Raw genomic sequence first — 14,717 nt, forward strand, 5'->3', positions numbered from 1 at the left:
GCGGCTGTCACCGGCAGTACTTCTCGCGGCTCACATGTCGCCGTGCCGCTCAGGCCTCGAAGTGCGTCCGGACGGTCCCGTCGGTGAGATTCCGGAGTACCTCGGCGGCGACGTCGCGGAGCTTCTGGTTCCGGTTGCTGGAGACCTGGGTGAGGATGCCCATGGCTTCTTCCTGGGAGCAGCGGTTCTGCGCCATGATGACGCCGCAGGCCAGGTCGATCGAGGTGCGGTGCTCCATGGCGGCCCTCAGGTCCTCGGCCCGGGACTGTTCGGTGCCGATCCTGACAGCGAGGCGGAGGGAGCGGGCGGCCAGGTCGGCAAAGCCGGCAGCCTCGGCAATGATCTCCTCGGTGAAGATCCCGGTGTCGGAGCCGAAGAAGTTCAGCGCGGCGGCGGTGTTGTCGCCGATTTCCAGGGGCACGCCGAGCGTGCTGCGGACGCCCTGGGCCGCGAGCTGCTGCTGGTAGTCCGGCCAGCGCAGATCGGTGTCGACGTCGGCCAGCAGGACCACGGATTTAATGCGTAGCGCCTCGATGCAGGGGCCGTCGCCCATGGCTTGCTCGATCCGGTCCAGGATGATGGCCCGCGGACTGCTCCCCGCGACCGTCATGGTTTTCTTCCGGCGCTGCAGCGTCACGCCGCATTCGATCTCGGCGCCGGCGGCGGAGCTGAGCGTGGCCGCGGAGAATTCAGCGAGCTGGCCGAGGAAGTCCTCGACGTTCTCGGTTCCCATCAGCAGGTCCTGCAGTTGCAGGGCGGCTTCGTCCCCGGCGTTGTTGGTCATGCCTAAATCTAAGTCGGTCCCCGGCGCGAAACAACTTGCCTGCCGCGCGGTAGCATGAAGCCTTGCGAGGGCCCGCGTGATTTATCTGGCCCTTCTAGTGCAGGTGGAGGGCTTTTGACGGATCACGTGTGGCGCGTCAGTTCTGATGTCGCCTTCGTCCAGAGTCCCGACGGCGACCGGGTCGCTGTGCTGCACCTTGACCGGGACGTGCCGGTCATCCTGGTGGGAACGGCCGCGTCCGTCTGGAACGGGCTGGACGGCACCAGGACCGAGACCGAGCTCATCGACGAGCTCGCCCGCGACTACGGTACCGAAGCCTCCGCCATCCGCTCGGACGTGATGAGCTTGATCCGCGATTTGAGCAGCGCCGGAATGATCACATTATCTCCCCGTGAAAGCGAAGCGATCCTCTGATGGATGGCGCGCAGACCCTGCACCAACACGAAGCCGTGCTCCTAGCCACGGCGCTCGTAGACTACTTGGCAGCATCGGCCGATCTCCCGGTGCTGTTCATCAAAGGACCGGCTGCCACCATGCTGGGGCTGCGCGACGATCACGTCTCCGCGGACGTGGATGTCCTGGTGCGCCCGGAACAGCTGGACAAAATGGTGGAACTCCTGGGCGCCAGAGGATGGCGTGAAAGACCCTCCGGCGCGTCAGTTGTTCGTCAGTACAAACACTCCCGGACGCTTTACCACCCGCAATGGAACTCCGACATCGACGTCCATGACAGATTTCCCGGAATGGAGGCCGCATCAGATAGTGCCTTCGAAACGCTCTGGCGCGACAGGCAGTACCTGGTGATGGCCGCCAGGAGCGTCCCTGTTCCGTCCACACCGGCAGCAGTTATTTTCCAGGCACTGCACAGCCTCCGGGCCATGGACGATGCACGCCATCAGCACGAGTATTCAATGCTTCTCGAACGTGTCAACGCCAGCATGCATCAGGACATCGTGGATCTCAGCATCGAGCTGAAGGCGACGGCAGCGCTGAAACCGCTGCTGGACGACCTGGGCGTAGAAGATCTACCGGCCGCACATGGAACCGTCAGCGATGAGTGGCGCCACCGTACTTCCGTGCAGGGCACCGGGACGGCCTATCTGGTCGCCCTAATCGAAAGTCCTTGGCGGGCCAAACTGGGGGTGGTCGCCCGTGCGATCTGGCCATCACGGCAGCTCCTTCGCGAGCGCGACCTCTATTTGGACTACTCCGCTACGGGTCTAGTCAGGGCCCGCATTGCGCGGTGGAGACGCGGCATTGCTGGCCTTCCAGCGGCAATGCGGAACATCCGAGCCTCACGCCGGGCGTAGTGAACCCTACACGTACCCGTCCACGATGGCCGCAGCGATCTCCTTGTAGGCGCGCCGGGTTTCCGGGCGCAGCGCGTCGAGGGTGACCAGGTCCCCGTCGGCCACGCCGCGGTCGTGTGGGACGGCGATGAGTTGGCGGCAGATCCCGGAGAGGTGGTCCTCGATCGCGTCCTTATCCACCCGGGAGGAAACCTCGTCCTTGTCGGTGATGACGACGACGGCGTTGCGGGCCAGGTCCTCGTAGCCGTGGCTGGCCAGCCAGTGCAGCGTGCTGCGGGCGCGCTTGGCGCCGCTGACGGCGTAGCCCGCGGCGATGATGAGGTTGTCCGCGGACTGCAGGATGCCGCTCATGGCGTTGTGGGTGACGCCGGTGCCGCAGTCCGTGAGGGCCACCGAGTAATAGCTGGAGATGAGCTTGCGGATCCGCAGGTATTCCTCGGCGGTAAGCGAGTCCGAGACCTCGGGGTCCTGTTCGCCGGCGATCAGGTGCAGCCGGCCGGCGTGGTGCATGTACCTGGCCAGCGCGGTGAGCGAATTGACGGACTCGATGTTCGTGAGCAGGTCCGTGATCGTGCGCGGGCTCTGCCGCTGGTAAATGCCTTCACCCAGGGCGCGCTCCACGAGGTCGCCGGAGTCGGGGTTAGCGTCGATGGCGCACGGCGGGTCGCCACGGTACTCCGCCAGGGTCAGTCCGACGCCGACTGTGGTGGAGGTCTTGCCGATGCCGCCCTTGAGGCTCAGCACGGCAGTGTTGTAGCTGCCCTGCAGCTGGCGGGAGATGCGCCGGGCAAGTTCGTCTTCCTCCCGCTGCCGGGCGCCCGGGCCAAGGTTCAGCCCGCCGCCGGTCATTTTATAGAGGGCGCCACGGAAACCGCCGACCGGGCGGGGCTTCTGCTCGCGGACAAAGAGGCCCGGCGAGCTGATGAAATCAGGCGCCGGGGCGGCCAGGGCCGCTGCGCGGCTTTCCGACCGGCTCGACCGTAGCGGGCGGGGCGGCACGGAGGGCGCGGCCTCGGGCGCGTTGGGAACAACAGCTCGCGGCGGTGGCGTCGAGGCCGAGTCGGGGGTGGACACCTCAACCGGAACGAAATCGATCGGCGCGTGCGTCGGCACTGCCGGGGCGTCCGCCGCGGCGGCGGCCTCGGCCCAGGAACCGCTGCGGGCTGTCCGCGCCGGTGGGCTGTCGACGTCGTCGGGCGTGATGGTAGGCATGGTTCCTGTCCGCGGGTCGGAGTCATCGCCGCGACGGCGGTCACGCCGCCGCCGGAGTTCGGGCTGCTCTGCCTCGACGGCAGGGCTGGCTGATTTGTTGTCCACCGGTTCGGGCATATGTGTCCCCCTAGGACTCACCGCGCGGACCGCTGCGGCGCTCGTTTGAAAAGGTCCAAACAGCAAGTCTAGGCGTAGGAGGGGTTGGACAACGGACGTGCACATGCCCCGCGGCCTGAGCCGGTCAAAACTCCGGTAGCCCAGTGACACGACTGACGGGGGTAAGGCCAGACAACCTACGGGTCAGTTCAGCGCGATCAGCAGCATCTGGTTCGTGCCGGGAATGCAGGTTTGCAGGATCGCCCGGGGGAAGCCCCCGAAGACGGAAGCGACGGCGTTGGTGGTGGCGCCCTGGGCAACCTGTCCGCGGCCACTTGCGGTGTAGGTGCCGTAGCCGGAGATGACCACGGTTTCGCCGACGCCGATCCCCGAGAACCGCGCCCACCCGCCGCAGAAGTCGTGTTCGGTGATGAACAGCGAGTAGGCGTCGGTGGGCGTGAAGTGGATGGGGCCGATGCACCTGTCCACCATGGCCTGGCCGCCCGAGCCCGCCACGTAGATTGTGCGGCCAGCTGGCGCGACCGGCGCAGCCCCAGCCCGAGCGGCGGGAACCGGGGCTGCGGGCGCCGTGGCCGGAGCAGCAGGAGCCGCCGCGGCAATGGCCACAGGGGGGCCCGTGAGCTTCAGTGTCTGGCCCGGCTCGATAATGCTGTACGCGCCCAGCCCGTTGGCTGCAAGCATGGCGTAGACATCTACACCGAAGCGCGACGCGATGGCGCCGACGGTGTCGCCGGCAACCACTACATACTTGTTGGAATCCACGGCGGCCTCCGGAGGAGCCGCCGCCGAGGGTTCAGAAACTGCACCTGCGGCGGGAGCCTCCGGAGCAGCTGCCGGTGAAGGTTCAGAAGCTACAGGTTGGACGGCGGCCGGCAGCTCGGGCGATGATTCCCCCTCCGGTGACGAAGATTCCGCGGCCGAAATGCTCTGGCCTGCCGCGGTTGTGGTCATCCCCGCAGGCGGCTGAAGCGCCAGGGAGGCGGCCAGAATGCAAGCGATCAGCAATGGCCCCGCGACGATCAGCGGTTTGGAAGTGTGCGTCGTCGGGCGATTGCCCGGGAGACCATATTCGTTCGAAAACATCTGCATCAGCCCGCTTCGTGACCAGCACCAACCGGGCCAAACCTTGAGCCGAGCTCAAGAATTCAAGGCGGCTGCACACCCTTCAAAACGCGGTGGCCGGCGCCCCGAACCGGCAGGAGACCCCAGGCAGTTCCGGACTTAGCCTGAGCGTATTAAGCGCAAAGGGTGTCCACACGGGTACTAGCTACTTGGGTTTTGCAGCCGGTGCACCTGCCTGCACAGCGGTCTACTCGTTTGATGCGGCGAGCATCGGGGCGCTGCAGCGGAACCGCCGCAACGGCCTGCTGCTATCATCGGGCCGCCCGGCGGTCGGGAGTCCCGCACTCTTTCAGAGGCGTGTCAGCGCCAGAACGACGACGGCGATGGTCACCGCGGCGAGGGCCAGGAGGCCCCCGTAGGCCCACCATTTGGGTCGTTTACGGTGCGGGTTAATGTCGATGTAGGGCAAAGCTGGGGGTACCTGTCGTTGAAGGGCGGACGTTTCCCGTCGGCGCTCGAGGCGAAGGATCGTCGCGCGCCCCGGGATCCCCATCCCCCGGGCGAGCTGAAGCTAGCTAGCCTGGACCCTAGTGGATCCTCCACGACCTTACTCACGAGTTACCGGCGCTGTCCACCGACGCGCCGGGCCCAAGGCTGCCCGGCTCAGTGGTGCGCTCGGGTCTCCTGCAGGCGCTTGATAAACCAGCGTGACTGCTCCGGCCCATAGGGCAGGATCGGAATGGCCTTGGTGGCGTCGTCCGGGGTCTCCCGCGTGGCCTGGGTGGCCTGCCGCACTGCCGTTGTCATGGTGTTGGCCATGGTCTTCACGAACTGGTCACTGCAGGGTTCGCCGTGCCCGGGAATCAAAAACTCGTACCGGTGACGCAGGGCGGAGACATGACGGAGGACATCTGCCCACTCTTCCGGGTAGGAATCCTCGAAGGACGGGTGTGAGCCCTGCTCCATCAGGTCGCCGGCGAAGAGGGTCGTGGCCGTCCCGACGAGAAGGTCGCCATCGGTGTGCCCGCGGCCGAGGTAAAAGAGCGTGACGCTCTGCCCGCCAAGATCCACCAGCACGGGCTGGTCCTTCACGATTGCGTTCGGCACCACGAGTTCAACGTTGGCGCCCACGCCGGCAGCCATCTCCGGCTCATCGGTCCCAACGGCTCGGCGCTGGCTGTCGCCGTTCTCCTCGATCTCGGCGGCGCAGTTCTCGTGCGCCCAGAACTCGGTCGCTCCGGCGTCGGCGAACACGCCGTTGCCGAAGAAGTGGTCGTAGTGCGGGTGCGTGTTGACAACGACGAGCGGCAACTGGGTCTTTTCCCGCACGGCGTCAAGGATCTCGCGGCCCTGCCGCGGTCCGCCGCCGGTGTCAATCACCAAGGCGCGTTCGGAGCCGACCACGAGGCCGGTGTTGAGCAAGGAACCTTGGGTGGTCAGGACGTAGTTGTCCGGGCCAACCTCGAGCCATCGTGACATTGAGAATCTCCGTATTCCGGCGTTGTTCCGGCGTCGTTGGTGCGATGTTCTACCTTCGATTGTATCGACCGGAGCTGGCCGGAAGCTGGAAGTCGACCCTATGCGGCAGGTCTTTCCTCCCGCACAGGTTGGCCTGGTTTACAGGTCCGCCAGCACCGACCCCGGGTTTTCGATCGCGTCGGCCACGTACCGCAGGAAGCCGCCGGCGGTTCCGCCGTCGCAGACGCGGTGGTCGAAGGTGAGGGTCAGTTCGGTGACCTTGCGGACGGCAAGCTCGCCGTTGACCACCCAGGGCTTGTCGATGATGCGTCCGACGCCGAGGATTCCCACCTCGGGGTGGTTGATGATCGCGGCGGAGCCGTCGACACCAAAGACACCGTAGTTGTTCAGGGTGAAGGTGCCGCTGCCCAGTTCCGCCGGGCTGGCCTTTCCGTCGCGGACAACGGCGGTGAGCCGCCGGATTTCGGCGTCCAGTTCGCGGGCGCTGAGTTTGTCGGCGTTGCGGACCGACGGCACCATCAGTCCGCGGTCGGTCTGGGCGGCGAAGCCGAGGTTGACGCCGTCGAAGGCGACAATCTCCTGGGATTCGCCGCCGGTCGTGTCCTCGGTGGTGACGATCCGGGTGTTCAGTTCGGGGAACTTCTTGAGCCCGGCGGTGACGAAGCGGGCGATGAAGGCCAGCAGGCCCGGGGTGTGGTGCGGGTCGGCCTTCTTCAGTGCGGCACGCATGTCCACGAGGGCGGTGGCGTCGACATCGACCCACACCGTGGCTTCGGGGATTTGGGAGCGGCTGCGTGTCATGTTCGCTGCGACGGCCTTCCGGACGCCGCGGACGGCGGTCCGCCCGGTAATGCCGAGCCCGGTGCGGGCGTCGGTGTCGCCGGGTGCCGGGGCCGGCGTGGTCTCGGCAGGCGCTGCCGGACGCTCAGCCACAGCGGGCTTGATGACCGCCTCAACATCGCGGCGCATGATGAGGCCGCTGGCCCCGGATCCCTGGAGCTCGCCCAGATCGACCCCGTGATCGCGAGCCATCCGCCGGACGAGCGGGGAAATAACCGCCCCCAGCTTCCCGGGCGCCCGGGTCCGCATCAACAGCAGGTCATCCGCAGCCTTGTCGGCCGCGGACACGTGGGCCATAGGCTCGGCCTCGGCAGTCCATGCCGGGGACTTCCGTGGACGGGTTCGCCGGGCAACCCCGTTCCCGCCGGGAGTCCCGTACCCGATCAGGACATTCCCGGACCCTGCCTTCTCTTCCTCGCGGTAGACCTCCGCGGCAATGTTGTCGGTTTCGACCGTCGCAGTCACCGGGGCGGCGGCTGGCGCAGCCGTCGAACCGAAAGGAGTCACGGAGATCAGCGGCTTCCCGACGTCGAGGGTCTGGCCGGGCTCGCCGTGCAGCACCGCGACGGTGCCGGCGTACGGGGAGGGCACCTCCACCATGGACTTGGCGGTTTCGACTTCGGCGATGGGCTGGTCGACGCGGATTTCGTCGCCCACGGCCACGAGCCAGTTCACGAGTTCGGCCTCGGTGAGGCCTTCACCGAGGTCCGGGAGGAGGAATACTTTCGGTTCGCTCATGGTCAGTCTTCCCATTGGAGGTCGTCAACGGCGTCGAGGATGCGGTCCACGCCGGGCAGGTAGTAGTGCTCGAGTTTCGGCGCGGGGTACGGGACGTCGAAGCCGGTGACGCGGCGGATCGGGGCGGCCAGGTGGTGGAAACAGCGTTCCTGGACCCGGGCGACGATTTCGGAGGCCACGGAGGCGAAGCCGTGGGCCTCGGCGATGACCACGGCGCGGCCGGTCTTGCGGACCGAGGCGCAGACCGTCTCGTCGTCGAACGGGACGATCGAGCGGACGTCGATCACTTCGAGCGAGCGTCCCTCCTCGGCAGCTGCGGCGGCGGCGGCCAGCGCCGTCGGGACAGACGGGCCGTAGGCAATCAGCGTCGCGTCGGTGCCGGGGCGGGCAACGGCGGCGCGGCCCTCGGAGGAGGTCCCGCGTTCGGCGTTCGCTGTGTGCTCAGCGCGGAGCGCGTCCAGGTCCACCTGGTCCTTGGACCAATAGAGCTTCTTGGGCTCCATGAACATCACGGGATCGTCGGACGCGATGGCCTCGCGGAGCATCCGGTAGCCGTCGGCGACGGTGGCCGGGGTGAAGACCTTCAGCCCGGCGGTGTGGGCGTAGTAGGCCTCGGAGGAGTCGCAGTGGTGCTCCACTCCCCCGATGCCGCCGGCATACGGCACCCGGATGACCATGGGCAGCTTCACGGTGCCCTTGGTGCGGTTGTGCATCTTGGCGACGTGGCTGACGATCTGTTCGAAGGCCGGGTAGGCGAACGCGTCGAACTGCATCTCGATGACCGGGCGCATGCCGTTCATCGCCATGCCGACTGCCATGCCGACGATGCCGGATTCGGCCAGCGGGGTGTCGAAGCAGCGGCTCTTCCCGAAGGTCTTGGCGAGGCCGTCGGTGATCCGGAAGACGCCGCCGAGCATGCCGACGTCTTCGCCGAAGACCAGGACCGAGGGGTCCGCCTGCATGGCGTCGGCCATGGCGGTGTTCAGGGCTTTGGCGAGGGTGATGGTCTGCGGGCCGGCCTGCTCGGCTACAGCTGCGGCGGCGGCGGCGCGGGCGGTGGCGGCGCTGACATTGCTGTTCGCCTCGGACGAGGTGGTGATGGTGGGGCTCATTTCGCGGCCTCCGTCTTCGAGGCGGCGTCGCGGGCGAGTTCGTCGGCGAGCATGGCGGACTGTTCCTTCAGCTGGGGCGTGGGGGTGGAAAAGACGTACTTGAAGAGGTCCTGGGGTTCCACTGGGACCTCCTCGCTGAGGCCGTCGCGGAGCTGGGTGGCCACGGCTTCGGCTTTCTCCGTGATCCCGGCGGCGCGTGCGTCGTCGAGCAGTCCCCGGCCCGTCAGGTAGGTTTTCATCCGGCTCAGCGGGTCTTTCGCCACCCATTCGGCGACTTCGCTGTCCTGGCGGTACCGGGTGGCGTCGTCGGCGTTGGTGTGGGCCTGCATGCGGTAGGTGTGGGCCTCCACGAGCAGCGGGCCGGAGCCATCCCGGGCGAGCCGGACGGCGCGGCCCAGCACGGCCAAGAGGGCAACGATGTCGTTGCCGTCCACGCGTTCGCCAGCCATGCCGTAGCCCACGGCCTTGTGGGCGAGCGACGGCGCGACGGACTGGTGCGCGAGCGGCACGGAGATCGCGTACTGGTTGTTCTGGACGAAGAACACGACGGGCAGGTGGAACACCGCGGCGAAGTTCAGCGCCTCGTGGAAGTCGCCCTCACTCGTGGCGCCGTCGCCGCACATGGCTAGGACGACGGTGTCCTCACCGCGCAACTTGGCGGCGTGGGCCACGCCGACCCCGTGCAGCAGTTGGGTGGTCAGCGGGGTGCACTGGATGCCGACCTTGTGCTTGGCCGGGTCGTAGCCGCCGTGCCAGTCGCCGCGGAAGAGCGTCATGGTCTGGACGGGGTCGACGCCGCGGGCCATCACGGCCACGGAGTCGCGGTAGGTGGGGAACATCCAGTCGCCCTCTGACAAGCAGAGTGCGGCGGCGACCTGGCAGGCCTCCTGGCCGTGGCTGGACGGGTAAACGGCCATACGGCCCTGCCGGACAAGGGCGGAGTTTTGGTCGTTGACGCGGCGTCCGACGACGAGCTGCTCGTAGGCAGCCAGCAGTTCCTCGTCGGAGGGGAGGGTGTATTCGTGGCCGGGCTGGGTGCCCTGTTCGGTGTGCGGGTTCAGGGTGCCGTCCGGGCCCACCATCTGGATCTGGTGCCGTGCGGGCAGCATGTAGTCCTCGACCGTGATGCCGAACTTCCGTACCGCCTCGCTGGCGGCGTCTTCCGGCGCATTGCCCGAAACGGTGGCGCCGGATGTCTGGTCCTCGGGCGCCGGGTGCTGCGCAGTGTGGTCTGCGGAGATCGTCATTGGTCCGTCCTTCTGTAGCCACTATTCGATCCAAGTATGCGGCGGGACCATGTTTCGTATCCAGCTCAGCCGAGAATCGTGGAGAAGTCCAGAAAATCCGCCTAGTCTGGAAGACAAATCGTAAATGTGAGCTGGATTACCGGCGGGGGTTGTGGACAAATGTTAGAGGCAGACGCGGACCAGACGGCGGTGCCGCTGGATGATGTGGACCGGAAAATCATTGCGGAGCTGACCAGGGACGGCCGGATGTCGGTCACACAGGTCGCGGAGAACGTACACATCTCGCGCGCCCACGCGTATACGCGGATTGCCCGGCTGACCGGCGAGGGTGTGCTGACCAAGTTCACGGCGCTGGTGGATCCGATCAAGGCCGGCCTCAAGTCCTCCGCCTACGTGACGCTGAAGGTGCGGCAGCATTCCTGGCGGGAGCTCCGCGAGTTGCTGCGCGCTATCCCGGAGGTGCACCATATCGCCCTGGTGGGCGGCGACTTCGATGTGATTCTGCTCGTGCGCGCCATGGACAACATCGACCTGCGCCGCGTGATCTTCGACCAGCTGCAATCCATGCCTGGAGTACTGGATACGCAGACTTTCCTGGTATTTGAGGATCTAGATACGAGGTGAATGGATTTTGGCATCTGATACGACGAGTTTCCCATATCGGCGCCAACTAGGATCACAAACGACTTTCCCGGGCGGCTCGTCCTGCGTCCGGCACCCTAGCCCTGCGACAACTTGAAGAGCCGAGGCGGGTAGAATTCTACTGACTGCATGAATATCGCTGTCCTGGAGCCATGCCCAATGGCTTACTCCAGTCTTAAAACAGGGGGCCCTGGCTTGGATCTGCGCGATTACCTTCGCATCTTGCGTCGCAATTGGATACTCATCGTTTCAGTCACCCTGGTGGGACTTCTCGCTGGCGGCGTGGCGTCGATAGCCTCCAAACCCACTTATTCGTCCGAGACGCAACTGTTTGTCGCGATCCAGGGCTCTGGGACGATCAATGAACTCCAAGCAGGCAACACCTTCAGCCAGGCACGAGTGCAGTCGTACGTGAAAACGGTCAACACCCCAACCGTGCTGCAGCCGGTGATCGACAGCCTTGGGTTGAGCGAAACGGCGGCCCAGCTCGGTCAAAAGGTCAAAGCCACCACGGACCTGAACACTGTTCTAATCACCGTCTCCGTTGAAGATGAATCACCGGTACAGGCTGCCGCAATTGCCCAGAGCGTCGCCTCAAGCCTAGTCAAGGCCGTGGAAGTTCTGGAAAAGCCGACAAGCGGCGGATCTTCGCCCATCCGAATATCGATCGTGACGCCTGCGTCCGTTCCGTCAGTTCCGTCAGCTCCAAACGTCCAGCTATACCTAATTCTGGGGCTAGCGGCTGGCCTCGCGCTCGGATCCGGAGGAGCAATTCTATTGACTTCGCTGGACAATCGCGTCCGAGGAGAGGGCGATGTCCGAAGGGTCACGTCTGCAGCAATCCTCGGCCGCATACCGTTCGATCAGGAGGCAGAGTCGAATCCAGTTGTTTCGACAGCCGGACACCGAAGCCTGCGATCAGAGTCTTTCCGGCAGTTGAGAACGAACCTCCAATTTGCTCATGTTGATTACAAGAGCAAGTGCATTCTCATCACTTCATCCCTACCCGGCGAGGGCAAGACAAGCACCGCCGTCAACCTCGCCATAACGATAGCCGAATCGGGTCGCTCAGTTGTTCTGGTCGACGCTGACCTAAGGCGGCCAATGGTCGGGGATTACCTAGGCCTGGATCGCAGCGCCGGTCTTACTACTGCCCTTGTCGCCGAAACAGACGTCAACGATCTAATGCAACCATGGGGGCCCCACGATTTATTCGTTCTAACGTCTGGACAAATCCCCCCCAACCCGAGCGAACTTTTGGGCTCAGCGGCCATGAAAGACCTGATAGGTCGGTTGGCAGACGCGTTCGACACCGTGATTATCGACGCTCCTCCTCTGCTGCCTGTCACAGATGCGACGGTATTGGCGCAGGTAGTTGACGGGGTAGCCGTAGTAGTGGGCAGCGGAAAAATCCGGCAGACAAACCTCGAGAAATCATTGCAGTCGCTTGAGATGGTAGAGTCGAATATTCTCGGCATAGTATTGAATCGTTTGCCTGCAAAGGGTCCGGATGCCGCCTCATACGGGTATTATTCCTATGACTCCCGTGCCATCGATACGCCCGCGCCACATAGCGCTCCTTCGGTGGCTGGCCCTGGCTTGCGGGACCGGCGTGGCCAGCACTCGGACTCTGGTTCAATGAATTTCGACGTTGAATCGGACGGCGATCTCGCTGGAATCGGCGACCCACGTTCTGCCAGCCGCTATCCACTCTGACTCAATCTGGGGACTAGCCCACAGCCCGTGACCAACTGGCACCGGGGAGGCTCCTACATTACCTATGCGCGCATCGGGAAGGTCACCTTTGAATATTGGGTTTGCCGTGACGACTCTTGGGTCCCATCGGCCTATAGAGAAACTGCTAAGCTCATTGGCCGGACAACTCGGAAATAACGACTGGCTCGTCGTCTCCGCCGTGGATGATGGAGATCTGATTCGAGCCAAAGTCGGTGGGCTTGATTTCGGGTCCGCGCAGGTCCGGATTGTCGACGGTCCTCGCGGCGCCGCGGCTGGAAGAAACTTTGCCGTCCAAAGCGCACCTTCTCGGGCGGACGTCGTCATGTTCCCAAATGATACTTCCTGGTTCCCCTCCGACTTTGTTCAAACCTTCAAGTCCTACGACATAAGAGGCACGGCCGGCGCTTTGACGGTTTCGGACGAGTTCGGCCCAAAATTCAGCCTTCCTCAGCCCGGTACGGGGCTCACGCGCAGGAACGTCTGGAACGTTATCGAGCCCGGAATGTTCATGAACCATGACAAGTTCCTGGAGCTCAACGGTTTTGACGAATCCATTGGAACCGGGGCTCAGACGCCCTGGCAGTCCGGGGAAGGTACCGAACTGCTACTCAGATGGATGGAATCTGAATCCGACGGGTACTTCGAATGGATCCATCACCCTCAGGTCTTCGGAATATCCGATCCACATGGTCTGAGTGATAACGAACGACGTGTCAAGCTAAGGGCATACGCGAGAGGATACGGGCGGCTTTTAGTTACGGGCGGTTTCGTCACGAGGCAGCGCCTAAGAGCTGTGGCCGGTGGAGCTTCATTTGGATTGAGGAAAGGCCCTCCGTACAAACCAGCTGACGGACTCTGGGTATTCATTGGAAGGATTGAAGGAATATCAGGACGGATAATTTCCAGAACCGCCTCGGTCCGCGCCGTAGAAAAGTAGGTCTCAAGTGACAAAAAACTCACACGCCATCCTCGTGCTGCGGCCACAACATCACAATATAACGAAAGCCAATTGATGACGCGCTCCTACGATAATATTTATGTTCTATACCCGCGAGGTGTCAGAACGGGCGGACCGGAGGCGTTGCATCAGCTAGTCGACATGCTAAGACGATTAGGACAACCGGCGTTTTTGGTACCTTGTAGTGGCGCTGAAAAACCGCGTGTTGTGGAATACGATTGTTACGACGCTCCCGAGGCGGCCGGGGCAGTCGACTCCCCCCGGAACGCGGTTGTCGTTCCGGAGACATACACGCAGGAGCTAAAGAAATTCAAGCATGCTGCGAAGTATTGCTGGTGGCTTAGCATTGACAATTCGCCGCTGTTCGAATCTGAAAGACTTGTTGGACGGATAAATCTCGACGGTGTGAGAAACTTCCTCCGCGTCACCAAGCACCTAATGGTGAGTGAATTCCATTCGATACTCCGCACCCGCAATAGAAATGACTGGATCCACATGACCCAGTCATCTTATGCGTGGGCGTACGTGGCTTCGCGCATCAATACCAGCCCGTCAATTTTGTCGGACTACACCCGTGCAGAAGAGTTCGATTCCCAATCGCGGCAACGAACGCCTAGGGGACGAACTGTCGCTTACAATCCCGCCAAGGGGCACGAAATCGTTGAGAAGGTTATTGAAGCTTCACCCAAGAACATTGAGTGGCGCCCTATTCAGGGGCTCTCACGCGAGGGTGTGATTACACTTCTCCAGGACACAACTGTCTACTTAGATATGGGCCACCACCCGGGCAAAGACAGAATGCCCCGCGAAGCCGCCCTTGCTGGAGCAGTTTCTATAGTTTCCCGGCGGGGGGCGGGAGCGTATTATAATGACGTTCCGGTACCTTGGGAGCATAAAATTTCTCTGGACGGAGATGTTGTAGAAACCACAATCAACCGAATTGAGAAAGTTCTCGAAAACTCTTCCGCTGAGACTGCTAAACAGAAAAAATACGTAAAGCGAATTCTCGGAGAGAAGGAGCAATTCCGCCGCGAGGTCGAGGACATATTCCTAAAGGATCGCCTCGGCAAGGACTATGCTGACTACGATGATTAGGTAACTGCGCCGAGTGAATCATTCCCCTGTCTGTCTTCGCAGGGAATTTCCGGCTGTTCGATGTTGGTGGGGAATTGATTCTGTGTCGTAGCTGTAAAGGGGGCCCGTGGCCCTGCTGGGATGAGTGTGTCTAGCATCAACCAGGAACAGGACCAGGACCACGAGCCTTGATTGAGCCTACCGGGGCGGCGGCCGACGCTGCCACGCATCTTCAACCTGCCCGACTACACCGTCATCTCCGCGACCGTGCTGGCTGATGGCCGGCGCCAGATCATCGTTGAAGGCTTGTATCTCTTAAGTACCCCCTGTTGAGGTGGGTGGTCGTCGTTTACGGTGGCCTTGGGAGGGGCCGGGGTGGTTCCGGTTTTCGGCTGGGCGTCATGG

At 63.6% G+C, this 14,717-nt stretch carries 14 protein-coding genes; 6 read left to right on the forward strand and 8 right to left on the reverse strand.

Annotated features, from left to right (window positions below; all coding sequences use genetic code 11):
* Positions 1-49: 49 nt before the first annotated feature.
* Positions 50-784, reverse strand: coding sequence for a GAF and ANTAR domain-containing protein (locus AC50X9_RS17390; RefSeq protein ID WP_494895504.1), 735 nt, complete (start codon positions 782-784; stop codon positions 50-52).
* Between the two features lie 114 nt (positions 785-898).
* On the opposite strand from AC50X9_RS17390, the gene AC50X9_RS17395 reads away from it, so the two are divergent.
* Entirely contained in the window at positions 899-1,198 is a 300-nt protein-coding gene (locus AC50X9_RS17395) for a PqqD family protein (protein ID WP_494895506.1), read from the forward strand.
* Positions 1,198-2,094, forward strand: a complete 897-nt coding sequence (locus AC50X9_RS17400; protein WP_494895508.1) for a nucleotidyltransferase family protein — start codon at positions 1,198-1,200, stop codon at positions 2,092-2,094. The genes AC50X9_RS17395 and AC50X9_RS17400 overlap by 1 nt, the downstream gene beginning before the upstream one ends.
* A gap of 6 nt (positions 2,095-2,100) precedes the next feature.
* On the opposite strand, the gene AC50X9_RS17405 is transcribed toward AC50X9_RS17400, so the two are convergent.
* The 6 genes from AC50X9_RS17405 to pdhA form a co-directional block, all read right to left on the reverse strand.
* Entirely contained in the window at positions 2,101-3,423 is a 1,323-nt protein-coding gene (locus tag AC50X9_RS17405; protein WP_494895510.1) for a MinD/ParA family ATP-binding protein, read from the reverse strand.
* Positions 3,424-3,606: 183 nt separating this feature from the next.
* Positions 3,607-4,185: a LysM peptidoglycan-binding domain-containing protein gene (locus AC50X9_RS17410; protein WP_494895512.1), complete on the reverse strand. Its 579-nt coding sequence runs from the start codon at positions 4,183-4,185 to the stop codon at positions 3,607-3,609.
* Between the two features lie 963 nt (positions 4,186-5,148).
* Complete coding sequence (locus AC50X9_RS17415) at positions 5,149-5,964, reverse strand: MBL fold metallo-hydrolase (RefSeq protein WP_494895514.1); 816 nt, start codon at positions 5,962-5,964, stop codon at positions 5,149-5,151.
* 138 nt (positions 5,965-6,102) lie between these two features.
* Entirely contained in the window at positions 6,103-7,542 is a 1,440-nt protein-coding gene (locus tag AC50X9_RS17420; RefSeq protein WP_494895516.1) for a dihydrolipoamide acetyltransferase family protein, read from the reverse strand.
* Between the two features lie 2 nt (positions 7,543-7,544).
* Entirely contained in the window at positions 7,545-8,654 is a 1,110-nt protein-coding gene (locus AC50X9_RS17425) for an alpha-ketoacid dehydrogenase subunit beta (protein ID WP_494895518.1), read from the reverse strand.
* The gene (gene pdhA / locus AC50X9_RS17430) at positions 8,651-9,901 is read right to left on the reverse strand and encodes a pyruvate dehydrogenase (acetyl-transferring) E1 component subunit alpha (protein ID WP_494895520.1); all 1,251 of its coding nucleotides are present in this window, start codon (positions 9,899-9,901) and stop codon (positions 8,651-8,653) included. The genes AC50X9_RS17425 and pdhA overlap by 4 nt, the downstream gene beginning before the upstream one ends.
* A 159-nt stretch (positions 9,902-10,060) precedes the next feature.
* On the opposite strand from pdhA, the gene AC50X9_RS17435 reads away from it, so the two are divergent.
* Both AC50X9_RS17435 and AC50X9_RS17440 read left to right on the forward strand, forming a co-directional pair.
* Positions 10,061-10,525: an Lrp/AsnC family transcriptional regulator gene (locus AC50X9_RS17435; protein WP_494895522.1), complete on the forward strand. Its 465-nt coding sequence runs from the start codon at positions 10,061-10,063 to the stop codon at positions 10,523-10,525.
* Between the two features lie 147 nt (positions 10,526-10,672).
* Positions 10,673-12,259 carry a tyrosine-protein kinase domain-containing protein gene (locus tag AC50X9_RS17440; protein WP_494895524.1) on the forward strand — a complete coding sequence of 529 codons (1,587 nt, stop codon included), beginning with the start codon at positions 10,673-10,675 and terminating at the stop codon, positions 12,257-12,259.
* Positions 12,260-12,410: 151 nt separating this feature from the next.
* Here the strand turns inward: AC50X9_RS17440 and AC50X9_RS17445 are convergent, their stop codons facing one another.
* Positions 12,411-12,575 (reverse strand): hypothetical protein, encoded by a 165-nt coding sequence (locus AC50X9_RS17445; RefSeq protein WP_494895525.1) that lies wholly within the window; start codon positions 12,573-12,575, stop codon positions 12,411-12,413.
* Between the two features lie 27 nt (positions 12,576-12,602).
* Here AC50X9_RS17445 and AC50X9_RS17450 point away from each other — a divergent pair, with 27 nt between their 5' ends.
* Positions 12,603-13,217: a hypothetical protein gene (locus AC50X9_RS17450; RefSeq protein WP_494895526.1), complete on the forward strand. Its 615-nt coding sequence runs from the start codon at positions 12,603-12,605 to the stop codon at positions 13,215-13,217.
* A 228-nt stretch (positions 13,218-13,445) separates the two neighbouring features.
* Positions 13,446-14,333, forward strand: coding sequence for a hypothetical protein (locus tag AC50X9_RS17455; protein ID WP_494895528.1), 888 nt, complete (start codon positions 13,446-13,448; stop codon positions 14,331-14,333).
* Positions 14,334-14,717 lie beyond the last annotated feature (384 nt).

The sequence above is a fragment of the Pseudarthrobacter sp. HLT1-3 genome (genome assembly GCF_059383535.1).